Genomic DNA, 26,199 nt, shown 5'->3' with positions numbered 1-26,199 from the left:
TGCTGGCGCAAAGCGCTTATTAGCTTTGCGTCAACGTGTCACACCGCGCCTTCACGGCGTCATGCAGCAGACGGACCGCCGTTGAAAGCTGCTTACGATGTGGGCAAATCATATTCAGCGGGGCTTTCTCGCCCAGGTAATCAGGCATCAGTAGCTGCAATCGTCCATCACGCACATCCTCGCTGACATCCAGCCACGACTTGTATGCGATGCCTTCTCCGGCAATCGCCAGCCGTCGGATTACTTCAGCATCGTCGCTCATAATGGTGCCATTAACCTGCACACTGCTAACCTCGCCGTTATGCGTAAACGTCCAGCGATCGTGCAGGCGTCCGCGTAAGACGAAGGTCATGGCGTTGAGCTGTGTTAAATCATCCGGAGTTTGCGGCGCGCCGTTTTGCACAACCCATTCCGGTGATGCCACCAGCACGCGTCGGTTACCCGGTGCGACAGGCAGCGCAATGTAAGATGCGTCTTCGGTGTTGCCATAGCGAAACGCTACATCGACGGGGTCTTTAAAGACATCCGTCACCTGGTCGGAGAAAAAAATCCGCAGGCGCAGCGCGGGATAGCGGCGTCGAAACGACTGAAAGACCGGCAGCAGTAGGTTCCGACCGAGATCGGAAGGTACGGCGATTTGCAGCGTGCCTGAAACTTCATCTTCCGGGGTCTGAATTTTTTGCAGTCCGGCATGCATCACGTCCAGCATCTGGCGGGCATAGGGTAGCCAGACCTCACCTTCCGGCGTCAGGCGCAGACTGCGCGTGGAGCGGGCGAACAAGCGGATAGCCAGCGTAGACTCCAGGCGCTTAATAGCAGAACTGACCTGAGCAGGCTGAACGCCGACTTCGCGTGCGGCATCGCTAAAACTATTTAGCGCCGCGGCGCGGACAAACAACGTGAGATCTTCAAGCCGGAACATTTTCACTCCCCGAGTATAAGTCCTGTCGCCGAAGGGCTATTTTTCCCGTTCTGCTACCGGTTTACCATCGAATTATTCAACAGATAGAAGGTTTATTAACTGGAGAGATTATGAAAGCCATCGCTATTACCCGCGCCGCAACCGACGGCAGTAACATTGAATTTTTACAAGAGATTGACCTGCCCATGCCCGTCGCCTCCGGGCACGATCTGCTGGTTGAAGTGAAGGCCATTTCCGTCAACCCCGTTGATACCAAGGTCCGCGAAGGTTTTAACGCTGATGTGCCCCGCGTGCTGGGTTGGGACGCCGTTGGCGTAGTGAAGTCCGTGGGTGAAGCAGTCACTCTGTTCGCTCCTGGCGATGAAGTCTGGTACGCCGGTGCGCTGGGTCGCGCTGGCAGTAACAGTGAATTTCAGCTGGTTGATGAACGTATTACCGCGCTGAAGCCGCAATCGCTGGACAACGCTTCTGCTGCGGCACTGCCGCTGACCGCCATCACCGCCTGGGAAATGCTGTTCGACCGTCTGGGCGTTGAGGAAAATGGCAATGAAAATGATGTGTTATTGATTGTTGGCGCTGCTGGCGGCGTCGGTTCTATCCTGACGCAACTGGCCAGTAAGCTGACCAAAATGACTGTCATCGGTACCGCTTCTCGTCCACAGAGCCAGAAATGGGTCCGTGAAGCAGGCGCTCATCATGTGATTGACCACAGCAAGCCGCTGATGGAAGAGCTGGCTCGGATAGGCATTAAAGAGGTGACGCACGTTGCCAGCCTGAACAATACCGAGCAGCACTACCCGCAAATTATTGCCGCCCTGGCGCCGCAGGGCAAACTGACGCTGATTGACGATCCGCAAACCCTCGATGCACGTCCACTGAAGGCCAAAAGCATTTCGCTGCACTGGGAATTTATGTTTACCCGTTCGATGTTTACCACCCACGACATCATTGCGCAGCATCAGCTATTAACCCGCGTGGCACAGTTGATCGATGACAACACCATTCGCACCACGCTGGGCGAGCATTTTGGCGCAATCAACGCGGCGAATCTGCAAAAAGCGCACGCGCAAATTGAAACCGGTCGTTCAGTGGGCAAGATTGTGCTGGAGGGGTTTTAACATGTCTGATTCAGAGGTGATTTCAATTATTGCGGTACTGAAAGCCAGATCGGGGAAAATCGACGCACTAAAACAGGCGCTGCAGGCTCTGCTGCTGCCCACGCGCCAGGAGCCGGGCAATATTGAGTATGCCCTGTTCCAGTTGCGCGACACACCGGATGTCTTCTACGTTCGTGAATCCTGGCGCGGTCAGGCCGGTCTGGACGAGCATATCGCCCTGCCCCATTTCCAGACGTTTATTCTGCAAATGAACGAGCTGCTGGCCGAACCGCTACGACTGGATTATCTGACGCCGATTGCGCCGTAAGATGACTGCCGAAGCCCCCTGCGGTGTGGGGGGCTGTGCCCGTCATGTCTCACTCGCTTCGCTATCTCTGCTATGATGCCTGCACACAAATAAAACAAAACAACATGCAGAGGGAAAGATGAGTTCCACCAGAAGAGGGATGATGAACGTCCTGATTGCCGCCGTATTATGGGGAAGTTCAGGCGTTTGCGCGCAGTACATCATGGAACAAAGCCAGATGTCGTCGCAGTTTCTGACCATGACGCGCCTGATTTTCGCGGGGCTCATTCTGCTGATGCTCTCTTTCGTTCACGGTGACAACGTGTTCTCCATTATCAAAAACCGCAAGGACGCCATCAGCCTGCTGATTTTTTCCGTGGTCGGGGCACTCACCGTACAGCTAACCTTCCTGCTGACCATCGAAAAATCCAACGCCGCCACCGCGACGGTGCTGCAATTTTTGTCACCGACCATTATCGTGGCGTGGTTCTCCGTGGTGCGCAAAGCGCGGCCGGGGATTTTAGTGCTGACGGCGATCTTCACCTCACTCATCGGTACCTTCTTACTGGTCACCCACGGTAATCCGACGTCGTTATCTATCTCAGCTGCCGCGCTGTTTTGGGGAATAGCCTCGGCGTTTGCTGCCGCGTTCTATACCACCTACCCCTCAACGCTCATCGCGCGCTACGGCACGTTGCCGGTCGTCGGCTGGAGTATGTTAATCGGTGGAATGATCCTACTGCCGTTCTATGCCGGGCAGGGAACTCATTTCGTGGTGAATGGCAGTTTGGTTCTGGCGTTTTTCTATCTGGTGGTCATCGGCACGTCACTCACGTTTAGCCTGTACCTGAAAGGCGCGCAGATGATTGGCGGACCGAAAGCGAGCATTTTAAGCTGCGCGGAACCGTTGAGCAGTGCGTTGCTGTCCCTGCTGCTGTTAGGCATCACCTTTACCCTGCCAGACTGGCTGGGTACGCTTTTGATCCTCTCATCGGTCGTGCTTATCTCAATGGACTCACGTCGCCGCGCCAGAGCGGTTTAACCCCAACCGGCGCGGCAACGGGTGACGATTACCAGCCCGGAACTGCGCCGCCGTTAAAGATAGTTTCAGCGGCCTTCGCCACTTCCGGTGACTGATAAGATTGCAGGAATTCTTTCACATTCTCGGCATCTTTATTGTCTTCTCGCGCCACGAGAATGTTCACGTACGGTGAATTTTTGTCTTCGATAAATACGCTGTCATGTACCGGAGAAAGCCCGGTTTGCTGGATGTAGGTGGTACTGATAATCGCCACATCCACTTTTTGATCGTCCAGCACGCGCGGTAGCTGTGCCCCTTCCAGTTCCATAATTTTCAGATGTCGCGGATTATCCGTAATATCCAGCGCCGTTGGCAGCAGGCCGGTATCCGCTTTCAGAGTGATTAACTTCTCTTTTTGTAGCAGCAACAGCGCCCGCCCAAGGTTGGTCGGATCGTTAGGTATCGCAATCGTCGCACCGTCTTTTAGTTCAGCAACGGTTTTGATTTTCTTCGAATAACCCGCCATCGGGAACACAAAGGTATTGCCCACCGCTACCAGCTTATAGCCGTGCGCTTTATTATCTTGTTCAAGGAACGGACGATGCTGGAAGACATTGGCATCCAGCTCACCATGATTAGTAGCATCGTTGGGCAGCAGAGAACCGCTAAACCCCGCCAATTCCACCTCCAGGCCATATTTTTCTTTAGCGACTTTCTTCGCGACTTCCGCCACATCCTGCTCCGCGCCGTTAATCACGCCCACTTTAATATGCTTTGCATCATTATTCTGCTGATCGCATCCTGCCAGCAATAATCCCGCCAGTAATAACGCCGCCCCAGCCCCGAAATAAGGTATCTTCAGTTTCACGTTTTTTCCTTTTGCAATAACCGCCTGATGAGTAATGAAATGACTATAGCGGGAAGGCCGCTGCGGTTTAAAAAACGAAAAAGCATCAGCAAGAAGAAAAAAGCATAATGCGAAAAGGAAAATGAGTCGGAATGTGCCGTTAGCTCATCCCTTTTGCAGTCCTTCCGGTCATCAAAACGTTTTCGACAAATAATGGCGCGCGGAACCGGTTTCTGGAAAGTTATCGAGGGTCATTTGCAACTGATAGCCGTTTTTCTGATAAAACGGCAGCGCCTGGAAACTCATCGTGTCCACCAGCGCATGCAGGCATCCTCTCTCACGCGCCGTCTGTTCAGCGGCCTGCATCAACTTTGTGCCGTAACCGCCTTTACGCAGCGAGTCATGCATCCACAGGAAATCAATGCACAGCCATTCGCCTTTGATTTTACCGATCAGCCCGCCCAGTATTTCATTGTGCTCATCGCGCCAGTACACCGCCAGGTCGCCAAAATTGGTGGTCCTCAGGAACTGGCGATTGTAGGCGCGCAATCCAACAAGCAGAGCATTTTGATCGTCTTCAGTAATGGTATCTGTAATCTGTATTTGCATCCTATCCTCCTGAAAAACTAAAACTTCTGGCTGATTTTCTTTTTAGAAATTAACACAGGCTGATGAGTGAGGCGCATGCCGTCTACACTTACTCTTGAGATGATGCGCATCGACAACAAGGATTATTATCATGAAACAAGCCGTTTTACCGCTTATTGCCATTCTTTTCATGCTGCCGGGTTTGGCGCAGGCCGATTCGGCTTATGGCTCTCTACAGTCCGTTCATGAAAAAAACACCGTATTGAAGGATTTACGCAAGATTTGTACCCCGCAGGGGTCGCCATCGGATGAGGTGTGGGAAAAAACGATTATGGCTGATACCCGTAATCAGCAACACATCCGCGAAGCCATTCTGGCAATACAAAGAAACAATCAGAACAACTACTGGGAAGCGCTGGGCAAAGTTGAATGCCCGGATTTGTAACTATCGCATTGAAAAACGAGTGCTGTAACCGGTTTCTGTTTTGCAAAATCGCCTATTGTGTAGGGAAATGAAACACATCAAGGAGCAAGATAATGCGATACCGTTTTCCCGAAAACTTTTGGTGGGGCAGTGCCTGCTCGGCGCTGCAAACCGAAGGGGATAGTCTGAACGGCGGCAAAAGCCAGACGACATGGGACGTGTGGTTCGACCGCCAGCCTGGGCGTTTCCATCAGGGGGTTGGCCCGGCGAACACCTCGACCTTTTATCAGCACTGGAAACAGGACATCGCACTGCTCAAACAGCTGAAGCACAACAGCTTCCGCACTTCAATCAGTTGGTCACGACTGATCCCGGACGGTACTGGCGACGTCAACCCGCAGGCAGTTGATTTCTATAACAACGTCATCGATGAGCTGCTGGCGCAAGGCATTACGCCATTTATCACCCTGTTCCACTTCGATATGCCGATGGTGATGCAGGAGAAAGGTGGCTGGGAAAACCGTGATGTGGTTGAGGCGTTTGGTCGCTACGCACAAACCTGTTTTACCTTGTTCGGCAATCGGGTGAAGCACTGGTTCACCTTTAACGAACCGATTGTCCCGGTAGAAGGCGGCTATCTGTATGACTTCCATTACCCTAATGTGGTGGATTTCAAACGCGCGGCCACCGTGGCGTATCACACCGTACTGGCGCATTCCACGGCGGTGCGCGCGTACCACGCCGGAAGTTATGACGGTGAAATCGGTGTGATCCTGAATTTAACGCCCTCTTATCCGCGCTCACAACACCCGGCGGATGTAAAAGCTGCGCACCATGCGGATCTGCTGTTTAACCGCAGCTTCCTTGACCCGGTGCTAAAAGGTGAATATCCGGCGGATCTGATAGAGCTGCTAAAAGAGTACGATCAACTCCCAGCATGTCGGCCAGGCGACAGTCAGCTCATCGCCGATGGCAAAATCGACCTGCTCGGTATTAATTATTATCAGCCGCGCCGCGTGAAATGTCGTGATACTGCCGTCAATCCTGACGCGCCGTTTATGCCGGAGTGGCTGTTTGATTATTACGAAATGCCGGGGCGTAAAATGAACCCTTACCGTGGCTGGGAAATTTACGAGCCAGGTATTTACGATATTATTACTAATCTGCGTGATAACTACGGCAACCCGCGCTGTTTTATTTCTGAAAACGGCATGGGAGTCGAAAATGAGCAACGTTTTATTCAGCAGGACCAAATCAACGACAGCTACCGTATTGAATTTGTTTCTGCGCATCTTAAATGGCTACATAAAGGCATTAGCGAAGGGTGTAATTGTCTTGGCTACCATATGTGGACCTTTATTGATAACTGGTCCTGGCTCAACGGATATAAAAACCGCTACGGTTTTGTCCAGTTAGATTTAGATACGCAAAAACGTACGGTGAAGAAAAGCGGCGAATGGTTTGCCCATACCGCCGAAAACAATGGTTTTGATTGAGTCAGTCGTCAGATAGCGGTGTTGCCTGAAAGCTGCGCGCCATCAGGCAACAATCTCACTGTATTCTGACCTTCATCGTGACCAGAAGCGCCGTCAGCAGCATCAGGCTGCCGGAAAGCATCAGGGGCGAAAGCAGTCCGAGGTTATCGAGCGCATAGCCTCCCACCGCTGCCCCGCAGGTATTGGCAAGCTGGATCACGGCGACCTGGACGGATCCGGCTTTTTCTGCCTGATCGGCAAGCGATCGGGTGATCCACGTCGACCAGCCGACCGGAACCAACGCAAACGCCAGGCCCCAGATAATCGCAATACCTGCCGCCACAACTTTGTCGCTACCCCACAGGATCAGGACCAGCGCGCTAAGCGCCAGCACCAGCGGCGCACCGGCTAAGGCCAGTTTGACCGAGCGCTTCAGAACCACCGAGGAGAGCGACGTCCCGACAAAGCTGGCGATACCAAAACTCAGCAGCACCAACGTCAGGCCATCAACTTCAAAGCCTGCCAGATTCATATAGATCGGGCGAATATAGGTAAAGAAGGCGAACTGTCCGGCAAAGGACATAAAGATGGCAATCATCCCGGCCATCACCCCCGGGCGCTGCAGCAGGCTGAACATATTTTGTTTCTGATGCGAAGGTTCACCTGGCAACGACGGCAGCGCTCTCACCACCCAAATCGTGCACAGCACGCCCATTACCGCCGCCGCATTAAACACGTTGCGCCAGCCGATAATGCCGCCCAAAAAACTCCCCAGCGGCGCGGCAATCACCAGCGCGACAGAGACCGCGCCAAAAATCACCGACAGCGCTTTCGGTACCGTACGGGCGGGAACCAGACGCATGGTCAGCGACGCTGACATCGCCCAGAATCCGCCAAGCGCCAGACCGAGGCAGGCGCGGCCAATGAGCAGCAGTGAAAAAGAGTTGGCAAAGGAAACCAGCAGGCAGGAGAGCGTCAGCAGCACCGAAAACACGATCACCACATAGCGACGATCGGTCGCCTGGATAATTTGCGTCACAAACAGGCTGGCGAACATGGCAACAAATGCCGTCACAGTCACCGATTGTCCGGCAACACCTTCAGAAATCCCCAGATCCTGCGCCATCGGCGTTAACAGGCTAACGGGCAGAAACTCAACGGTTATCAGGCAGGCAACGCAGAACGCCACGGCGAATACCGCCGACCAGTTCGGTCGGGCATTTGCCTCAGCGCGGGATTTTTGTTCAACAGCTTCACTCATTTTGTTACCTGCGTGGGGTTATTGCAGAAAAGTTACGCAGTGTAACATTAAATTTGTGACGTATTTAACGTTTTGGCAACTACTTTCATCTAACACAAAATCCAGGCCACACGGATTTTTAAAGATGAAACGCGACTCTTTTACCTGTCGGTAACTTAACATCAATGCTCAGTTCGCCACCTAACGCCGTGACATAACGCTTAAGCGTCGACAGACGAGGATCGTTATCCGCCTGCTCCATTTTTGCGATTGTTGGCTGCTTAACGCCCATTGCCGAGGCAAGTTCCGCCTGAGAGAGATTCAGTTCTTCCCGTAACATATTTAACGCAATCACCTGACGTAGCACTTCTACTTTTTCAGCAATGCGCTCCTGGCTTTCCGGGCTTTGTTTCGCCATCAATTCTTTAAGCGTCGCCATAATTTTCCTTACTTATTAAGGTGATTTCGGTACTCAGCGTCAGCAAGCCTGATCATCTCTTTATAGAATTTCTTCTCGTTTAACCCTGTTTTATCGCCAGCGCATAACACGATGCCATGGCGAGAAGGATCAAACACGAAGAACGCCCGAATCGGGTTGCCCTGATGCTGCACTCGCAACTCTTTCATATTTGAAAAAGCAGAAGCATTTACCGTATCAGCAAACGGCCTGCCTAACTGAGGACCATACTCGGATAAAATCATCATCGCTGCGAGCATATCTTCCTTGAGCGCCTCGGTCTGTACGTCAAACCATTTATCGAAAACATCCGTTGTTTCCACTTCCCACATCAACGATCCCTCATAGCTAATAAGCTATAGGTAAATTATAGCCCATTAGCTATTAAATCAATTTATATTTGCACAATTAATTCGCCAACAGGCATGACTGTCAGTGTAGCCAGTGCACGCCATCTTCGGGCTGGAAAAAGGCGTTATAGCGCATCTGAAACGCATTAAACTCCTGCATATCCGGCTCTATCTCGCGCAGAAAACCAAGCGCCAGACGCACCTGTGCGTCAGTAATCGGCGTGGCCAATCGGGCTTTTTGCAGCCAACGGTGCCATTGCAGCAGATTCGACTCACTGCCGTCGACAATAACGATTTGCCAGATCAACAACACCTGGGCAGCATTTTGCAGATGCGATTCATCTGGGCGGTGGAGGTACTGTAAAAAAGCCTCACCCTGTACTTTTCCCATCTGATCGATCATCGACTCTACCGGCACAACATCAATATTTAGTCGCTCGCTCAGACGGCGAATTGCCCGTCGAGATCCGGACGTCAACACCCGAAAACCCACTATAAAAACAACGACCAATGTGGCCAGCATTATCCAAATCATGCGCACATCCATTACCAGACAGGATGCCCATCATAACGGCAAATTCCTCTCTGTCGACGACTGAACGTATCAACACGATTCAGGATGGATCCGCGACATAAAAAAGCCCGCCATCCAGGCGGGCAAAAGTTACCAATGCACACTTAACTTAAGCGACTTTCAATTGTTGAATTTTTTTCTCGCGGCGAATTTTACGTTCTTCAAACACGGCCACGATGGCCATCAGGCAGATACAACCGATGGCGGCGGTATCCAGCGCGGCGAACGTGCCCGCCCAGCCGGTCAGACCAAAAATCGGCGTGCCGTCGGCAATCATCCCCAGACCCAGCTTGGCGAAGCTGTCACCAATCAGGTATGCGAAGGTGCCTTTAATCCCATCGGCTGCGCCGATCGCTTTTTTCGGTACGAATCCGACGGCTGCAACGCCGATTAACAGCTGAGGACCAAACACCAGGAAGCCCAGCGCAAACAGCGAAGCCAGATAGACATACTGGTTGCTGGCGTGCTGATAAACGCCCAGGGTCGCGATAATCAACGCCAGCGCCACGCAGGCTACCAGCGCACGACGACCGTTAGCCAGGTCAGAGAGCCAACCCCACAATAGCGTGCCGACCAACGCGCCCACTTCAAACAGGGTAAAGCCCTGAATCGCCACTTCTTTGGAGAGCTTCAGCTCCTGGAAAGCGTAGACAGTGGACCACTGGTCGATACCGATACGCACCACGTACAGGAAAATGTTGGAGAAGCACAGCAGCCAGATCACTTTGTTTTTCAGCACGTATTCAACAAAGATCTGCCATTTGGTCATCTCATTTTCTTCAGTCTCTTTGTCCTCTTCGCTTATCTCCTCGCCGAACAGCTCTTCAGCTTTACCGAGGCCATAAGACTCCGGGGAGTCGCTGCCGTAGCGCAGGCCGATAAAACCGACAATCAGGGCGATAATCGACGGGAAGATAAACATACCAATGACGTGACCGTCGAACAGATAGTTGGCGCCAAACAGCGCCACGCCAGCCGCACCCGCACCACCGAGGTTATGGGAGATATTCCACATGCCGAGGTAAGAACCCCGCTTGCGACGCGGCGTCCATTTGGTGATGGTGGAATAGCTACACGAGCCACCGGTACTCTGGAAAAAACCGCTCAGCGCGTAGAAGGCGATCATCAGGAACAGGCTGGTTGAACCCGCCCCCATGCTGGCGCTGAAGCCGAGCATACAGATGGCGGAGAGGATCAGCATAAACGGCAGGAACTGCTTGGTATTTTTGCCGTCGGCGTAGTAGGAAACCAGCGTTTTACCCACGCCGTAGGTGATGGAGAAGCCCAGGCCAATCATCCCCAGCTGCGTCATGCTCAGCCCGTAGGTGGAGATCATGTCGTTCTGCGCGATATTGAAGTTTTTGCGGATCAGATACATGGTCAGGTAGCCAATAAAGACTACCAGATAGGACTGCATGAACGGTTTGAACCACATTTTGCGCCGCACATCGAGCGGCAGATCCAGGGTCGGCTTGCGTACCTGGTTTAGAAAGGCCAGCATTTGACACTCCCGAGCTAATTTTTATACCTGCGAATGGCAGGCATTGTAAAAATCAGCCGGGGGACGCGCCTGAGACAGCGTCCAGGTGAAACCGGGAAAATTTCTTAGTTTTGCCCTACTCGGGGCAAAAAGGTGAGGTGCATCACGCTTCGTTAAGTTCGCGTGGAGCCTGGGCGTTCAAAAACGGCAGCAGCAGCAGCGCGGAAATCCCCGCCGCAATGGCGATCACCACAAAGAATCCGGTCCAGTGCCAGACCTCCATCACCTTCGCCAGCGGCCAGCCGGAAAGCGATGCCCCCAGATAGGCAAACAGCCCGACAAATCCGGTTGCCGCGCCCGCTGCCTCTTTGTGCGAGCACTCCGCCGCCGCCATGCCGATCAGCATTTGCGGGCCGAAGACGAAGAATCCGGTGGTGAAGAAGCACGCCGCCTGCATCACGTAACTGGCGAACGGCATCAGCCACAACGAGCCCACGGAGAGCAAAATTCCGGCAGCGAAAATCAGGTTCATTGGACCGCGGTTGCCGTTAAACAGTTTGTCCGAGCCCCAGCCTGCGACCAGCGCGCCGATAAATCCGCCCAATTCGAACATGGTCACGGCGGTATTGGCGGTCACCAGATCCACGCCGAGCGTCTCCGACATATACAGATTGCCCCAGTCGTTGATGGCGGCGCGGACGACGTACACCAGCACGTAACACAGCGACAGCAACCAGATATAGGGATTCAGCAATACATAGCGGGTGAGGATCTCTTTACGGCTCAGCCCTGCGCCTTCCTGCTGCTGGGCGATTTCCAGCTCATCATGGCGCCAGTCGCCAATCGGCGGCAGACCAATCGCCTGCGGCCTGTCGCGCAGCCGCCAGCAGAGAAAAACCCCCACCACAATCGCCAGCAGCCCGGCGATCATCATCCCGGCACGCCAGCCGTAGTGCAGCGCCGTCGCCGCCATCACGATAGGGATCAGCGCCCCGCCAACATTGTGCGCAGTATTCCACAGCGCCCACCAGCCGCCGCGTTCGGTACGCGAATACCACGCAGTCAATAAACGCGCGCAGACCGGCGACCCCCAGCCCTGGAAAAAGGCGTTCAGCGCCCAGAGCACCGCAAAAGCCCAGAGCGAGGTGGAAAAACCAAACAGAATGTTCACCACGCCGGTGGCGACAAGCCCAAACCCCATAAAATAACGGGCGTTGGAACGGTCACTGACGATACCGGAAACAAACTTCGACAGGCCGTAGGTGATGTAAAACAGCGTCGCCAGCAGACCAATGTCGCTGCGGGTCAGCACGCCGCTGGTGAGGATATCCGGTACGGCGGCGTTGAAGCTCTTGCGTGTGAAATAGAACAGCGCGTAGCCGAGCCAGATAGTGGTCAGAATATGCCGCCGCCAGTAGCGGTAGAGGGCATCCACTTCACGCTTATCGGTGATGAGCGGCGCGCTGACTGGGGATTTTAAAAACGAAAACATGACCGCTCCTTACACATAACGCTGGGGTAACGACACGCTGACCCGCGTGCCGTGCGTACAGGAAATCGAGAGCGATCCCCCGAGGGCGGTAATACGTTCACGCATCCCGGTGAGGCCAAATCCCTGCTGATTCGACCCCGGCGGCAGGCCGCTGCCGTCGTCCTCAATCACCAGCATCAGCCGTTCATCCTGCTGCCAGCCCTGAAGCGTCACCGCGCTGGCGTTGGCGTGCTTAACGATGTTGTTCAGCCCTTCCTGACAGACGCGAAACAGCGTCACCCGCTGACTTTCGCTGAGTGCAGATTCGTCAATTCGCCAGTCAAGGTGGCTGACAATGCCACGGCTTTCCAGCTCCATTTCACGCATCAATGAGCGGATCGCTTGTTCCAGCGTGAGATCATCCAACTGGCGCGGACGCAGACGACCCAACAGACGACGCACCGAATCGTACACGCCAAGAGAAAGTTGTTCGATATGCGCCCCGCTGCGCTTCACCCCTGCGTTTTCCGGCGCCAGCCGCTGGACAATGCCCGCCTGGGTGCGAATGGCGGTGATGGTCTGACCGATATCATCGTGCAGTTCGCGCGCCACATCCCGGCGCACGCTCTCTTCGGTCTCCAGCAGGCGTTCAGCCAGACGGTGGTTGCGCGCTAATTCGTTTTGCAGCGACTGGTTAAGCTCGCGCAGACGCTGGATCCCCGCGCCGAGCAGCAGCCCGGTCAGGCTTTGCACCAGCAGGGAGAGCAACAGGTCGACGGGATGATCGTGCCAGGTCTGGCTGGCAATCAGCGCAATGGCGTTCATTAACGTGGCAATCAGCGCCCCCTGCCAGCCGTAGTGCCAGGCGAGCGCAATGATCGGCAGTGCGAGGCAAAACGGCGTGAAGCGCGACAGTTCATCGGGCAGGCCAAGCTGCAACCACAGGCTGACGCTAAACAGCAGCAGATACCAGACCAGATGCCGCCCGCGCCAGTTCACCGGCTGAGACACCACCGCCGGGCCCAGCGGCAACCAGGTGGTGCTGGTAAGATAGTGCCAGAAAACCAGACAGATCGGGGCCAGCGTTAATCCACCGGTGAGCGTCAGCAGCAGGGCATTCCACGCCTCTTCGCCTTGCCCAAGCCAGGGCAGCGATTGCAGCAACGCCGCTGCCGTCAGCGCCGCGCCCTGTAACAGCAGCGTGCGCCAGTCGCGCTGATGGCGATAGCGCGAAATCAGCATCACCGGGAGTAACGTGAGGAAGCTCCCAATCATCAAAAGTGGCAAGTGAGCCAGCGCCACTTCCTGCGCCAGCCAGAAAAGAAGCAGCCATTCCGCACCCAGCAGCACCGGCCAGTAGCCGCGTGGACATTGCAGCATCAGCCCCAGACGCAGGCCAAACGGAAACAGCAGTACCGCCAGCTCCGGGCGCTCAACCAGGTGCAGGCTGATACTCCACAAGCAAAACCACGCGGCAGAGAAGATAAAGAAGCAGGCAACAACGGTGATTAACCGGGAACAGAGCGTGTTCATTGCCAGCCGTCAAACATCCGGCGGGCCAGTTCGACATCGTTGCTAACGCCCAGTTTTTCCATCAGGTTAGCACGATGCACGTGCACCGTTTTCGGCGACAGGCCCAGTTCGGCGGCAATCTCTTTTACCGCCATGCCTTGCGCCAGTTTCTCCGCCACCTGACGTTCGCGTTTGGTCAGCGGATCCTGACGACCAGCCGCCAGTTTGACGGCGATATCCGGCGTCAAATAGCAGCCGCCGGTCGCCACGGTATGCACCGCCGCGATCAGCTCATCAGGGCTACAGCGTTTAGAAAGGAAACCACGCGCGCCCGCGTTGAGCGCCTGCTCCACCAGCGCCGGGCTGTCGTGGACGGAGAGCATGATAATCGCCATCCCTTTTGGCAACTGGCTTAACAGTTCAAGACCGGAGATATCAGGCATCGAGATATCACAGATACATACCTGCACGCCACGTCCCGGTAATCCCGCCAGCGCCTCGCTGCCTGAGCCGAACTCAGCCACAACCTGCAAATCAGGTTCCAGCCCCAGCAACTGGGCAAAGCCGGAGCGGACGATAGTGTGGTCGTCGATAAGGGCAACGGTGATCATGGGTTCTGTCCTGGGGGATAAAAAACGTGCTTACCTTAACGATATACACTTTATCCTTCAAGCAGACTTGCCGCCTTATGCAGCTTGAAGGATTTTGTGTTCCGACGCGCTGCTGTTTAAGCCTTGAGCGATCAGGCGATGCCAGTTGTGACGGTAAATGTGCGGGTGTGCTGCGGTTCTAGCTGAATCAACGTGCCTTTTCGCTGTGCCGCCAGGAAGCCTTCAGGGCGACAAGTCGCAGGTAGGGCGAAGGCTGCCACCTGCTGATCGCCGTTATAGAGGATCCAACGGGTGACATAATTCAGCTCCGCGCTGGAGAAACGCGTCACGAACGTGGTGCCATCAGGTGCGATCATGCGAAATTCAGGCTTATCCGTGTATCGGTCCAGTTGGTCAGCGAAGAAAACGATTTCCGGATCGTAAAAATCGGGCTCGTTGAGGCGCCCCAGCGAGGTCTCGCCCTGGATGATCCGCTGATTAAACGCCAGCCACTGCTCGGTAGGCTTAACATGCGCGGGTACCGACTCACGCAGCTTCATGGCTTCATCCGGGATATTCTGGCTGAAGGTCGCTTCCGGTACGTAGGCATAGTTCATATGGCACATATACTGTAAAGGCATTGCCACTGAGGCGAGGTTGGTGACCGCCATCTGAATATCAAACAGCGCACTCGCTTTGCGCATAACCACCGCAGGATGCGCCTGATAATGATGACCGAACCCCATCACATACTCGTAGCGTCCGCTCACGCGCAAATTCTCTCCCTCCAGCTCCAGCCAGGCCTCATCCATCGCGGCACAGGCCATTTCGCCATGCAACGGGTGAGAATCTTCCGGCGAAGGGCAGCCATTAGCCAATATACCCGAGTGGAAAGCAAAGCAGCCGTATGTCGCTACCACTTCCGCAGCCGGTTTCGGCTGACTGAACATGTTGCGCATGGTCAGTTCATGCCCGTCAAACTGAGCATCCCAGATCATCTGCCCCATCCAGGGCAGAATAACCAGATGTCCACGACTGTTTTCTACCTTCAGCCCTTCCACACCGCTGGCGTAACGAAATGCGGTAACCGTGAAGTCGCTATTCTTCAGTAAGATTCGCGGATGCTCTGCAAAGAGTTCCCGCCACAGCGTGATACGTGTTGTCATGATCGCTCTCCTCAGGAAACAGTCGCTTCAGCCAGGTTATTGCGCACTTTGCTTTCACGCCAGAAGTAGATACCGACGTACACGAAGCACAACATGGAGACCAGGAACGAGAGTTGTAGCGAGTGGAACATATCGGCCACATAGCCCTGAATTGCCGGAACCACCGCTGCACCAACAATGGCCATGACAATAACCGCTCCCGCCATTTCAGTATGTTCGTTATCCACGGTATCCAGCGTACCGGCATAGATTGTCGCCCAGCAGGGTCCAAACAGGACGCTCACCAGTACGGCAACGTACACGGCGCTGAAGCTTGGCGCCAGCGCAACATAGACCAGAAACAGTGCGCCAATGATGGAGTAGAGGATCAGCACTTTTTCCGGATTGAAGCGTGTCATCAAGATGTTGGCGATAAACTTGCCGATAAAGAAGCAGGCAAAGCTATAGACCATGAAGGTTGAGGCGTCGCGCTCGTTGATATCACCCAATTCCAGCGCCAGACGGATGGTAAATGACCACACCGCGACCTGCATCCCCACGTACAGGAACTGCGCCACAATCCCACGGCGGAAACGGGCATTGCTGGCCAGATAACGCAGCGTATCCATCGCTGACGGACGTTTATGACTCGCCGTTTGCGCGACTTTACAGGTCGGGAAGCGGGTCAGCAGGAACAACACCATCACCACAACCAGCACCATAATCATGTACTTGTAAGGCTCAAGTGTATTTTCCAGCATCAACACTTTAAAGTTGTGGATCTGCTCCGCGTTCATCCCAGCCATCTGTTTTTCCAGACTCTCGCCTTCAGAGAAGACCAGATATTTACCCAGCAGAATACCAGCGGCTGCACCAATGGGGTAAAAGGTCTGGCTGATGTTCAGGCGCAGGGTGGCATACGCTTTTGGGCCTATCATGGAGCTGTAGGTGTTGGCTGCGGTTTCCAGGAAGCTCAGGCCAATCGCAATCGCAAAAATTGCCGCGAGGAACATGGTGTAGGTGGCCATGTGCGATGCCGGGAAAAAGAGCGTACAGCCAACAATATAAAGGGTCAGTCCCATTAAGATGGCGATTTTATAACTGGTCTTTTTAATCACCAAAGATGCCGGAATCGCAATTAAAAAATAACCGCCATAAAAGGTACTCTGAACTAATGCCGAAGCAAAGTTGCTGAGTGAAAATACGCTTTTGAATTGCGTAATCAGAATATCATTTAATGCGGCTGCGCATCCCCATAAAGGGAATAAACAGGATAACAAAATAAACTGGAACAGAGGCGTCTTATTCAGATAGCCGTCGGGCATCTGAATGATGTTTTTATCGTTCATAGTGCTACCTTTTACAATGCAGGAGTATTATTCGTTTAAGGTAAGAAACTCATTAAATTGTTCGATGCTTGGATAAGATGATTGAGTGCCTTTCCCGGTAACGCTGAATGCAGCGAAGAGAGCGGCTTTTTTCATGGCGGCTTCGACATCACCGCTTTGAACGTAATAGTGGGCAAAACAACCGATGAAAGCGTCACCTGCGCCACTGGTATCGACAGCGTTCACTTTAAACGCCGGGACATGGACTTCCTGGTCACGCGTCATCCACAGAGCGCCTTTCTCCCCCATGGTGACGATAATATTGTTCAGACCTTTATCGACCAAAGAACGTGCCGCGGCGCGAATATGGTCATAGGTATCCACCGGCATACCGGTTAATATTTCGAGCTCGGTTTCATTTGGCACGAAGAAATCGCATTTACAGGCATAAGACATATCTAATTCCCGTAATGCAGGGGCGGGATTTAATAACACTTCAATACCGTGTTTTTTACCGAATTCAATCGCGTGATAAACCGTTTCCAACTGTACTTCCAGCTGCAGGACAATAAGTTGACACTTTTTCAGATCTTCCGCCGCGCGATCGATATCTTCCGGGGAGAGAAACTTGTTGGCACCTTTAATAATCAGAATGCTGTTGCTGGAGTTTGCATTAACAAAGATCGGTGCAACGCCGCTGCTGGTGCAGGGTACCTTTTCGACATAGGTCGTATTAATCCCCCAGGATTCGAGATTACGAATGGTGTTATCCGCAAAAATATCATCACCGACTTTCGTCAGCATCAGCACTTTGGAGTTGAGCTTAGCAGCCGCAACGGCCTGATTTGCCCCTTTACCGCCACAACCAATTTTAAAGGCGGGTGCTTCCAGCGTTTCCCCTTCTTTGGGCATCTGGTTGATGTAGGTGATGAGATCCACCATGTTGGAGCCAATAACCGCGATATCCATTTTACTACCTCTCAGAAACAATCACACAACAATGATATTAAAATAACATTATCATGTTACTTCCGTATCATTTGTGACTAGGATCGCGATTGGAGGATCATTTTATTGTTTATTTATTATGCTAAATGTTGCGTCTCTATCACACTCAAAATGATTAACTTGCTTACAATTGACTGAAAACTCGCTGCTTATAATCAATAAAACGTGTAAAAACACGCTTTTATTTCCCAATGGTCAGACGTATAGTAATGCAGCAATGTCATGTTCCCAGAAACACATAAATGTTACTGAAGGAACATGAAAACATGATTCGTGGAGAGTGTGCATGGAAACCAAGCAAAAAGAACGTATTCGACGTCTGATGGAATTGTTGAAGAAGACCGACAGAATCCATCTGAAAGAGGCGGCGCGCATGCTGGAGGTTTCCGTGATGACCATCCGTCGGGATCTCAGCCAGGATGACGAACCATTGCCGCTTACGCTACTCGGTGGTTACATCGTGATGGTGAACAAGCCCGCCACCCTCGTTAACGCTCCGCTCCCCGTGCAAAAGCAGTATCATCGCGACGATTTACCGGTTGCCATTCTGGCCGCGGGACTGGTCAGTGAAAACGATCTGGTCTTTTTTGATAATGGTGCGGAAATGCCATTAGTCGTCAGCATGATCCCGGACGATATTACCTTTACCGGAATTTGCTACTCACACCGGGTATTCGTGGCGCTAAATGAAAAACCCAACGCCACGGTGATTCTTTGCGGGGGCACCTATCGGGCGAAAAGTGATGCCTTTTACGACACCAGCAATCCCTCTCCGCTGGATGCGCTCAACCCACGAAAAGTGTTTATCTCTGCCAGCGGAGTCCATGAGCATTTCGGCGTTAGCTGGTTCAATCCGGACGATCTGGCCACCAAACGCAAAGCAATGGAACGCGGATTGCGCAAAATTCTGCTGACCCGCCACGCCCTGTTTGATGAGGTTGCTCCCGCCAGCATTGGTCCGCTTTCCACTTTTGACGTACTGATAAGCGATCGCCCGTTGCCGGCAGATTACGCAACCCACTGCCGGAACGGTTCTGTCAAAGTCATCACCCCGGATTCAGACGGCGACTAACTCACTCAAAGAAAACCGTGATTTTGTTAAACATCGACGGGTCGGACTGGTTGCGGGCCACTTTCACCACATCTTCCAGCTTGTCGATCTGGCTTATCATCTGCTCAAGACGTTGATCGTCATTGACCAGTAGCCAGATGCGGCTCTTGTCGCTGTCCTGAATCGGTAGACAGAGAATGCCTTCCACGTTGAACGCGCGGCGGGCAAACAGCCCGCAGACGTGGGTCATTACGCCCGGATGGTTGCGTACGGTGAGTTCCAGGATTACGTTGTCATGAGTCTGCTGTTGCATGGCTTATTCCCCCACCATTTCTGTGTTTGCCGCACCCGGCGGCACCATCGGGTACACTTTTTCTTCGGCATCGATGCGCACGTGGATCAGCGCAGGTCCAGGGCGATTAATAATCTCCTGCAACGCTGCCTGTGGATCCGCTTCGTTATTCAAATCGCAGGTTTCGAGGCCAAACCCGGCGGCTATCTGCATAAAGTTAATCATCCCCGGATATGTCGCCGCAAAAACGCCCTGCTTATAGAACAAACTCTGCTGCTGATACACCAGACCCAACGCTTCGTTATTCATCAGGATGATTTTAATATCCAGCTGATTTTCGCTGGCCGTCGCCATTTCCTGAATATTCATCATCAGGCTACCGTCGCCGGAGAAGCACAGCACCTTTTTGTCCGGGTTGGCCAGCGCTGCGCCAATTGCCGCCGGCAGGCCAAAGCCCATGGTTCCCAGACCGCCGGAGGTCAGCCACTGACGCGGACGGTTCAGCGGGTAAGCCTGTGCGGCCCACATCTGATGCTGGCCTACGTCGGTGGTGATAATGGCATTGTCATCCACGCAGGCCGCTACGGCGTTGATCAGCCCATAGTGGCTGAGCGGGTCGCTTTCCTGCGGAATGCTGCAGGGGAATTCGCGTTGTAAATCGGCCACCATTTGATGCCACGACTCTCGCGGCTGCGCGTCAATTAATGGGATCAGTTGTGCCAGAACCTCATCGACATCCGCCTGAATCGCCACGTGCGGCTGTTTGATTTTACCCAGCTCCGCACGGTCGATATCCACATGGATGATTTTGGCGTTCGGACAGAACTGCTCGGTTTTACCAATCGCCCGGTCATCAAAACGCGCGCCCAGAACAATCAATAAGTCCGCTTCTTGCAGAATAAAGTTAGTGCTGCGCGCGCCGTGCATACCCAGCATGCCTAACGACAGCGGATGCGCTTTCGGCAACATACCGAGCGCCATTAAGGTCATGGTGGTGGGCAGCATGGCTTTTTCTGCCAGTTCACGAACCCGCTCAGGCGCGTTAATCACGCCGCCGCCGAGATACAGCACCGGACGCTGTGCGGCGTTAATCATAGCTGCGGCATCGCGAATGCTGTCCTGGCTGAACGCCGGTGCCGCCATTTTCTGCGCGGGCTCCGGCATCTCTTCAATTTCAAAAACGGCGGTTTGAATATCCTTAGGAATGTCTATCCACACCGGGCCCGGACGGCCGGACTGCGCAATGCGGAACGCATCGCTCATGACCTGCGGTAATTCACTGATATGGCGGACCAGATAGTTGTGCTTGGTGATGGGGATAGAGATGCCGTAGGTATCGACTTCCTGGAAGGCGTCGGTCCCGATCATTGAGGCCGGAACCTGCCCGGTGATACACACCAGCGGGATAGAATCCAGCCGCGCGTCGGCAATGGCGGTCACCAGGTTGGTCGCGCCCGGTCCGCTGCAGGCCATACAGACGGCGGGTTTACCATCGGTTCTCGCCATCCCCTGCGCGATAAACCCCGCGCCCTGCTCGTGGCGCGCCAGGATATGACGGATTTGCGTGCTTTGGCTTAAAGCGTCATAGACGGGAAGAATCGATCCGCCAGGAATACCGGTGACCACCTGAATCCCCTGGCGTTCCATGAAATGAACGATGAATTCTGCGCCCGTAAAACGCGTACGCTTGGATGTTATGCCCGAACTTGCCATGCTCCAGTCCTTTTATTCTGGGCCTTTGCTTCGGGCAGGTCTCTTAAACGAAAAACCCCGCCCGGTTTGCGCCGGCGGGGTTTTGGAATCGTGTGTTGATCCGGACCCTACGGCGCATTGCCGACGACCACCACCACACGCACGACGACCGCTGCGCGAGATGGCGCAGTTTTTAGTAGGGTCGCAGTCAGCATGGAAGGGTTCATTAGGGACCTGTCTGTTTGTTGATTAACTGGATTTATACAAACACAGGTTTTTCAGCGTGACAATGGAAAATTTTTCATCTGCATAAAAATGCGTCAACGATCACATTTCGCTGTGCAGAGTCGGAAAACAAAAAACCCCGCCGGAGCGAGGTTTTTTTCAGCGCTGTGCGGTTGGTAGCCGCCGAACACACTGTGTTATGTCAACGGAAAAAGTATACGCGTTCTGCGAAGAACACGCAATTTCGGCACGAATTTTGATGGTTTTGAGTATGGAACATGAATGACACAACGTCCATAAAATACTGTTAATTTATACAGTATTTATCTATAATGTCTCGGTACGCAATGTGTTATGCGGGGGGCCGCATCGTAAACCGGCGCATCAAAGTCCTGGCTGAAACGGGTGGTGCCGTCAGCGCCTTAACCCCCGTGTGAGCACACTGTGTTATGTCAACAAAGGTGCTGGCAACAGGCAGCGGCGAGGTACGTCAGCACCGTGCTCCTTGTACCAAAAGGAGAGCGTATGAGCCTCGTGGATATCGCTATTCTTATCCTCAAACTCATTGTTGCAGCACTGCAACTACTTGATGCCGTTCTGAAATACGTTAAGTAATTCGGATTCAAGTCGCACCTAAGGGGAGCGGGTAACACTCCGCTCCCCTTTCACCTTCTCCCTGGTGCTTGTCTCGCGCCAATATGTTACGTTTTTATGACATTCTCAGGGAAGAACGCCACCATGACGCTTTCTGTTTTCTGCATTTTGCTGTTTGCCGCGCTGCTGCATGCCAGTTGGAATGCCATTGTTAAAGCTGGAAACGATAAACTGTACTCGGCGATTGGCGTCAGCGGCTCCGCGGCGATTATGGCACTGATCTGCTTACCCTTCGCGCCTCAGCCTTCCGCCGCCAGCCTGCCGTTTTTGGCCATCTCAACCGCGTTGCAAGTGGTGTATACGGTCCTGGTCGCCAAAACCTATCAGGTTTCGGATATGAGTCAGACCTATCCTCTGATGCGTGGGACAGCACCGCTGCTGGTTGCGATTATCAGCGTCTTGTTCCTTGGCGATAGCCTGTCTGTGTTTGCCTGGGTGGGGATTGCTACGATCTGTCTGGCCATTCTCGGCATGGCATTTAACGGACGCAGCAGCTCACAACGCGGGATCGTACTGGCGCTCATTAACGCCTGCTTTATCGCTGGTTACACGCTGGTTGATGGCACCGGCGTACGCTTATCAGAAACCGCGCTCGGTTATACGCTGTGGACCTTCTTTCTGAACGGTTCCTGTCTGCTGGGCTGGGCGATGATCGCCCGGCGCCGGGAAGCGTCACGCTATCTGGTACAACAGTGGAAGAAAGGTATTCTGGGCGGGATTGGCACGATGGGTTCTTACGGTCTGGCGCTGTGGGCCATGACCCAGGCTCCGTTGGCGGTGGTCGCAGCGCTGCGTGAAACCTCCATTCTGTTTGGCGCTCTGCTCGCCTGGCTACTGCTGAAAGAAAAGGTTGCCGGAATACGCCTTGTCGCGGCCGCCGGTATTGCCGTAGGCGCTGTCTTACTTCGCTTGTCATGATCGCGCCGTAAAGCCGATGCAATCCGGCAACATTTGTTGCCGCTTTTTGTTTACATTTCCTGCCGTTCATCGCGTAAACATTCCAGCCCACTATCTGGCCTTCTTTTTCTGTTGTGGTAGATTCCACGCGCATTTACGGGAAAGTACAGCACCTTATTCTTCTTTTTTCTCTTTTTTAAAAGTAATCAGCGAAATGAAAAGGCATAGAAGCGTCAATTTGTTGTTGATGTTGGTATTACTGGTGGCGGTAGGTCAGATGGCGCAAACCATTTATATCCCCGCGATTGCTGATATGGCGCGTGAACTGAACGTTCGCGAAGGAGCGGTGCAAAGCGTAATGGCCGCCTACCTGCTGACCTACGGCCTGTCACAACTGTTTTACGGCCCACTTTCCGATCGCGTTGGCCGCCGTCCGGTGATCCTCGCCGGAATGTCTATTTTTATGCTGGCCACGCTGGTCGCGATTACCACCCACAGCCTGACGGTACTGATTATCGCCAGTGCAATCCAGGGCATGGGCACAGGCGTCGGCGGTGTAATGGCGCGAACCTTACCGCGCGATCTGTACGAAGGCACGCAGCTGCGCCACGCGAATAGTTTGTTAAACATGGGGATTCTGGTGAGTCCGCTGCTGGCCCCGCTGATTGGCGGCATGCTGGATACCCTGTGGAACTGGCGCGCCTGTTACATCTTCCTGCTGGTTCTGTGCGCGGGCGTCACGTTTAGCATGGCGCGCTGGATGCCGGAAACGCGTCCTGCGGGCGCACCGCGTCCACGCCTTATCGCCAGCTATAAAACGCTGTTTGGTAACAGTTCTTTCACCTGTTACGTGCTGATGCTGATCGGCGGCCTGGCGGGCGTTGCGGTCTTCGAGGCCTGCTCCGGGGTATTGTTGGGCGCAAGGCTCGGTTTAAGCAGCATGGTGGTCAGTATCCTGTTTATTCTGCCCATCCCGGCGGCATTTTTCGGCGCCTGGTTCGCCGGTCGCCCGAATAAGCGTTTCTCGACGCTGATGTGGCAGTCGGTTATCTGCTGTCTGGTAGCCGGTTTAATGATGTGGATCCCGGGCCTGTTTGACGTGATGAACGTCTGGACGCTGCTGGTTCCCGCCGCACTATTTTTCTTCGGTGCCGGGATGCTGTTTCCGCTGGCAACCAGTGGCGCAATGGAGCCTTTCCCATTCCTGGCAGGCACTGCCGGTGCGCTGGTTGGGGGATTACAGAATATTGGTTCCGGCGTGCTGGCGTGGTTCTCTGCAATGCTGCCGCAGACCGGGCAAGCCAGTCTGGGCCTGCTGATGACCCTTATGGGACTATTGATTTTTGTTTGCTGGCTTCCGCTGGCGTCACGCGTGTCGCATCAGGGGCAGGCGGTTTAAGCGTATGATGGCCCGGCTTATCGCCGGGCTTTTCGCATTCAGGCGCGATCATCGTCGTCAGTAACGGCTCCAGCGCTGGACGCCAGGCGCCTTCCTCGCCATCATAAAACTGCGTATCCGCATTGATAGCATAGGGAATTTTCGCTTTTTTCAGTTCGCACGCCATAAATCGGGCAAACGCCATTTGCGAGGCAGAAGGCGCGTTCCTGATGGTTTCTCCTGGCGACCACCCTCCCACCCAACTGACATGACCCGTTTTCTGCTGCCAGTGAATGGCGGTATTGATACGGGCGCGAATAGCAGCCTTTTCTGCCGCTGTGCCTGAGGTCCACGGATATTTACCGTTATTTTTCAGCGGCCCCCACGGAAAAATATGCCATTGAGCCAGCACGGTATTCTGACTTTGCGGCGGCAGTTTCAGGTCAGGCAAATCTTCCGGCGCGGCGCGTAGTCGCGGCGCGATAAAAATCATCCGCTGCGGGTCGATGGCATGGACAGTACGAATGGTTTTGTCATACACCCGATTGAGCGACACCTGATTATGGTTGAGCTTATCAGAGGGTTCATATATCAGGTCGAAACCCAGTAACGGCGAGCTTTGACCAAAGTAATGCGCCACCGCCACCCACCAGTTAACCACCTCTTTTTCGTTACCGGTACTGGGATCTTTTTTATATTCGTCAGCCTGATAGGCAATTATCGGGATCACGCCATACTGCTCGCAGGCTTCCACCAGCTTGCGCAGATGTATAAGCCGCGCCTCCGTAGGCTCTCCCGCCACGCGAATGCGCACGTGGGTTAACCCTTTCGCCTTGTAATCCCGCACCACCAGCGGATCGAATTCACGGATACCCCGATCGGTGCGCGCCCAGTCTACGTCCATCCCAACGCCAAGCTGCTGCGCATACTGCGCCGCAGTCAGCACAGGTTGCGCGGCACACACGGTGGCGCTGGCTAACAGTAAAAGGGAAACAATCGGCTTTAACACGGTCGTCCTTACGCAAATCATCAGGAGTGATATCACGTATTTAGCATGCTTTTTCACTTTGCGTGTAGCGAGAAAGCGTAAAAAATATTCGCGGCCTGCTTATTTAACCTGTTCCTGAAGCCAGCGAATAAACGCCTCGATTTTCGGCCACTGTCTGCCAGGCAGGGTGGTGATGTAGTAGTGCTGATGGCATTTCAGCGCCATATCGCCAAAAGGCGCAACCAGCTCTCCACTGTCGAGGCGTTTTTGCACCAGCCGCTTTCGGCCCATCGCCACGCCGATATGATTCATCGCCGCAATCACCGCCAAATCAGAACGATCGAAGCCAATTCCCGACGATGTCGGCAGATTCACCGAAAAATGCTGCGCCCAACTGTGCCATTCATCGGTCCCGGAGTCGTTACTCCACGCCTGTCTGTCATGCAGCAACGTACAGTGCGGTAAATTCACCAGCGAACCGTTAAGGTCATGGCGGCGAGCGTAGTCCGGGCTGCATACCGGCAGGATCTCTTCATCCATCAGGAAGTGGTGCGTGAGCTGCGCGGAGGGTGCGTCGTCAAAATAGATGGCCAGATCGACCCCGGCACGCTGCAGATTGACGTTGTCGTTCCCGGTCAGCATGGTCAGCGAAATCGACGGATAGCGACGGGTAAAGTCGCCGAGCGCCGGAACCAGCCAGCACTGAGCGATAGAAGGCCGTGAGTACACGGTGAGGGTCCCGGACAACTCCTGATTTTTAATATCAAGGATTTCCTGATTCAGCGTATCCAGCGATGATTTCAGCGCCCAGAACACCCGCTTGCCCTCGTGGGTGAGTTCCACTTTACGATGCGAACGAACAAACAGCTGAATACCCAGCTCATCTTCCAGCTGATTAATGCGATGGCTGACAGCGCTGGGGCTTAGTGACAGCTCATCTGCCGCCAGCGCAAACGACTGATGTCGGGCCGCCACTTCAAAGGTATACAGCTTTGACAACTGCCAGCCGTTGAGCAGCCGATTTCTGACCTCGCGTAAGGGATCCATGTTCACCTCCTGTCCTCCTGATTCATTCGCCGGAGTGTAAAAAAGTTCGCTGCAAAAATCAGCACAAAGATGAATCAAGGTGAACCATATCGCATAAACAAAGCGTAATTAGACGCAAATCACCTACTTGATGCAATCT

General features: G+C 53.8%; 28 protein-coding genes. 9 read left to right on the top strand and 19 right to left on the bottom strand.

What is annotated here, in order from left to right; translation table 11 throughout:
- Positions 1-19: 19 nt before the first annotated feature.
- Positions 20-922, bottom strand: a complete 903-nt coding sequence (locus tag HV350_RS00225; protein ID WP_101700905.1) for a LysR family transcriptional regulator — start codon at positions 920-922, stop codon at positions 20-22.
- A 110-nt stretch (positions 923-1,032) separates the two neighbouring features.
- Between HV350_RS00225 and HV350_RS00220 the strand changes: the two genes are divergently transcribed.
- The 3 genes from HV350_RS00220 (at position 1,033) to HV350_RS00210 (ending at position 3,368) form a co-directional block, all read left to right on the top strand.
- Positions 1,033-2,040 carry a zinc-binding alcohol dehydrogenase family protein gene (locus HV350_RS00220; protein WP_181629552.1) on the top strand — a complete coding sequence of 336 codons (1,008 nt, stop codon included), beginning with the start codon at positions 1,033-1,035 and terminating at the stop codon, positions 2,038-2,040.
- Between the two features lies 1 nt (position 2,041).
- A complete protein-coding gene (locus HV350_RS00215; RefSeq protein ID WP_181629551.1) occupies positions 2,042-2,347 on the top strand; it encodes a putative quinol monooxygenase in 306 nt (101 codons plus the stop codon).
- 118 nt (positions 2,348-2,465) lie between these two features.
- Positions 2,466-3,368, top strand: coding sequence for a carboxylate/amino acid/amine transporter (locus HV350_RS00210; protein ID WP_153689879.1), 903 nt, complete (start codon positions 2,466-2,468; stop codon positions 3,366-3,368).
- Positions 3,369-3,396: 28 nt separating this feature from the next.
- Here the strand turns inward: HV350_RS00210 and nlpA are convergent, their stop codons facing one another.
- Both nlpA and HV350_RS00200 read right to left on the bottom strand, forming a co-directional pair.
- On the bottom strand, positions 3,397-4,215 hold the full coding sequence (gene nlpA / locus HV350_RS00205) for a lipoprotein NlpA (RefSeq protein ID WP_181629549.1): 819 nt from the start codon (positions 4,213-4,215) through the stop codon (positions 3,397-3,399).
- A gap of 171 nt (positions 4,216-4,386) precedes the next feature.
- Positions 4,387-4,803 carry a GNAT family N-acetyltransferase gene (locus tag HV350_RS00200; protein WP_016155037.1) on the bottom strand — a complete coding sequence of 139 codons (417 nt, stop codon included), beginning with the start codon at positions 4,801-4,803 and terminating at the stop codon, positions 4,387-4,389.
- A 130-nt stretch (positions 4,804-4,933) separates the two neighbouring features.
- Between HV350_RS00200 and HV350_RS00195 the strand changes: the two genes are divergently transcribed.
- Positions 4,934-5,227 carry a YicS family protein gene (locus HV350_RS00195; RefSeq protein ID WP_019078023.1) on the top strand — a complete coding sequence of 98 codons (294 nt, stop codon included), beginning with the start codon at positions 4,934-4,936 and terminating at the stop codon, positions 5,225-5,227.
- A 92-nt stretch (positions 5,228-5,319) separates the two neighbouring features.
- On the top strand, positions 5,320-6,702 hold the full coding sequence (locus HV350_RS00190; RefSeq protein WP_047498768.1) for a glycoside hydrolase family 1 protein: 1,383 nt from the start codon (positions 5,320-5,322) through the stop codon (positions 6,700-6,702).
- Between the two features lie 55 nt (positions 6,703-6,757).
- Here the strand turns inward: HV350_RS00190 and nepI are convergent, their stop codons facing one another.
- The 11 genes from nepI to rbsK form a co-directional block, all read right to left on the bottom strand.
- Complete coding sequence (gene nepI, locus HV350_RS00185; protein ID WP_016155040.1) at positions 6,758-7,942, bottom strand: purine ribonucleoside efflux pump NepI; 1,185 nt, start codon at positions 7,940-7,942, stop codon at positions 6,758-6,760.
- A 118-nt stretch (positions 7,943-8,060) separates the two neighbouring features.
- The gene (locus HV350_RS00180) at positions 8,061-8,360 is read right to left on the bottom strand and encodes a helix-turn-helix transcriptional regulator (protein ID WP_016157799.1); all 300 of its coding nucleotides are present in this window, start codon (positions 8,358-8,360) and stop codon (positions 8,061-8,063) included.
- Between the two features lie 8 nt (positions 8,361-8,368).
- Positions 8,369-8,710, bottom strand: coding sequence for a type II toxin-antitoxin system RelE/ParE family toxin (locus tag HV350_RS00175; RefSeq protein ID WP_016157800.1), 342 nt, complete (start codon positions 8,708-8,710; stop codon positions 8,369-8,371).
- Between the two features lie 100 nt (positions 8,711-8,810).
- Positions 8,811-9,263, bottom strand: a complete 453-nt coding sequence (locus HV350_RS00170; RefSeq protein WP_181629548.1) for a DUF1198 domain-containing protein — start codon at positions 9,261-9,263, stop codon at positions 8,811-8,813.
- Positions 9,264-9,411: 148 nt separating this feature from the next.
- Positions 9,412-10,803 (bottom strand): hexose-6-phosphate:phosphate antiporter, encoded by a 1,392-nt coding sequence (uhpT, locus tag HV350_RS00165; RefSeq protein ID WP_003023929.1) that lies wholly within the window; start codon positions 10,801-10,803, stop codon positions 9,412-9,414.
- A 142-nt stretch (positions 10,804-10,945) separates the two neighbouring features.
- Positions 10,946-12,274, bottom strand: coding sequence for an MFS transporter (locus HV350_RS00160; protein ID WP_181629547.1), 1,329 nt, complete (start codon positions 12,272-12,274; stop codon positions 10,946-10,948).
- A 9-nt stretch (positions 12,275-12,283) separates the two neighbouring features.
- A complete protein-coding gene (gene uhpB, locus HV350_RS00155) occupies positions 12,284-13,786 on the bottom strand; it encodes a signal transduction histidine-protein kinase/phosphatase UhpB (protein WP_016157802.1) in 1,503 nt (500 codons plus the stop codon).
- Positions 13,783-14,376 carry a transcriptional regulator UhpA gene (gene uhpA, locus HV350_RS00150; RefSeq protein WP_016155044.1) on the bottom strand — a complete coding sequence of 198 codons (594 nt, stop codon included), beginning with the start codon at positions 14,374-14,376 and terminating at the stop codon, positions 13,783-13,785. The genes uhpB and uhpA overlap by 4 nt, the downstream gene beginning before the upstream one ends.
- Before the next feature lie 131 nt (positions 14,377-14,507).
- Positions 14,508-15,521, bottom strand: a complete 1,014-nt coding sequence (locus HV350_RS00145; RefSeq protein WP_019078019.1) for an aldose 1-epimerase family protein — start codon at positions 15,519-15,521, stop codon at positions 14,508-14,510.
- 11 nt (positions 15,522-15,532) lie between these two features.
- On the bottom strand, positions 15,533-16,849 hold the full coding sequence (fucP, locus tag HV350_RS00140; RefSeq protein ID WP_181629545.1) for an L-fucose:H+ symporter permease: 1,317 nt from the start codon (positions 16,847-16,849) through the stop codon (positions 15,533-15,535).
- Between the two features lie 27 nt (positions 16,850-16,876).
- On the bottom strand, positions 16,877-17,797 hold the full coding sequence (rbsK, locus tag HV350_RS00135; RefSeq protein ID WP_003827124.1) for a ribokinase: 921 nt from the start codon (positions 17,795-17,797) through the stop codon (positions 16,877-16,879).
- 325 nt (positions 17,798-18,122) lie between these two features.
- Between rbsK and HV350_RS00130 the strand changes: the two genes are divergently transcribed.
- Entirely contained in the window at positions 18,123-18,908 is a 786-nt protein-coding gene (locus HV350_RS00130) for a DeoR family transcriptional regulator (RefSeq protein ID WP_016157805.1), read from the top strand.
- Position 18,909: 1 nt separating this feature from the next.
- Here the strand turns inward: HV350_RS00130 and ilvN are convergent, their stop codons facing one another.
- The 3 genes from ilvN to ivbL form a co-directional block, all read right to left on the bottom strand.
- Positions 18,910-19,200, bottom strand: coding sequence for an acetolactate synthase small subunit (ilvN, locus tag HV350_RS00125; RefSeq protein ID WP_003023914.1), 291 nt, complete (start codon positions 19,198-19,200; stop codon positions 18,910-18,912).
- Between the two features lie 3 nt (positions 19,201-19,203).
- Positions 19,204-20,892: an acetolactate synthase large subunit gene (ilvB, locus tag HV350_RS00120; protein WP_181547025.1), complete on the bottom strand. Its 1,689-nt coding sequence runs from the start codon at positions 20,890-20,892 to the stop codon at positions 19,204-19,206.
- Positions 20,893-20,999: 107 nt separating this feature from the next.
- Complete coding sequence (ivbL, locus tag HV350_RS00115) at positions 21,000-21,098, bottom strand: ilvB operon leader peptide IvbL (RefSeq protein ID WP_003827118.1); 99 nt, start codon at positions 21,096-21,098, stop codon at positions 21,000-21,002.
- A 523-nt stretch (positions 21,099-21,621) separates the two neighbouring features.
- Between ivbL and tisB the strand changes: the two genes are divergently transcribed.
- The 3 genes from tisB (at position 21,622) to emrD (ending at position 24,046) form a co-directional block, all read left to right on the top strand.
- A complete protein-coding gene (gene tisB, locus HV350_RS00110; RefSeq protein WP_003023909.1) occupies positions 21,622-21,711 on the top strand; it encodes a type I toxin-antitoxin system toxin TisB in 90 nt (29 codons plus the stop codon).
- 123 nt (positions 21,712-21,834) lie between these two features.
- Entirely contained in the window at positions 21,835-22,668 is an 834-nt protein-coding gene (locus HV350_RS00105) for a DMT family transporter (protein ID WP_181629544.1), read from the top strand.
- A gap of 193 nt (positions 22,669-22,861) precedes the next feature.
- Positions 22,862-24,046 (top strand): multidrug efflux MFS transporter EmrD, encoded by a 1,185-nt coding sequence (emrD, locus tag HV350_RS00100; protein WP_075848952.1) that lies wholly within the window; start codon positions 22,862-22,864, stop codon positions 24,044-24,046.
- On the opposite strand, the gene HV350_RS00095 is transcribed toward emrD, so the two are convergent.
- Both HV350_RS00095 and dsdC read right to left on the bottom strand, forming a co-directional pair.
- The gene (locus HV350_RS00095) at positions 23,973-25,055 is read right to left on the bottom strand and encodes a cellulase family glycosylhydrolase (RefSeq protein WP_181629543.1); all 1,083 of its coding nucleotides are present in this window, start codon (positions 25,053-25,055) and stop codon (positions 23,973-23,975) included. The two genes, emrD and HV350_RS00095, sit on opposite strands and share 74 nt — an antisense overlap.
- A 78-nt stretch (positions 25,056-25,133) precedes the next feature.
- On the bottom strand, positions 25,134-26,060 hold the full coding sequence (gene dsdC / locus HV350_RS00090; RefSeq protein ID WP_181629542.1) for a DNA-binding transcriptional regulator DsdC: 927 nt from the start codon (positions 26,058-26,060) through the stop codon (positions 25,134-25,136).
- Positions 26,061-26,199 lie beyond the last annotated feature (139 nt).

The sequence above is a fragment of the Citrobacter sp. RHBSTW-01013 genome, assembly GCF_013781985.1.
Lineage (GTDB): Bacteria > Pseudomonadota > Gammaproteobacteria > Enterobacterales > Enterobacteriaceae > Citrobacter > Citrobacter braakii.
Note: the sequence above shows the minus strand (reverse complement) of the source record. Positions and strands in the feature narration are given on the sequence as shown.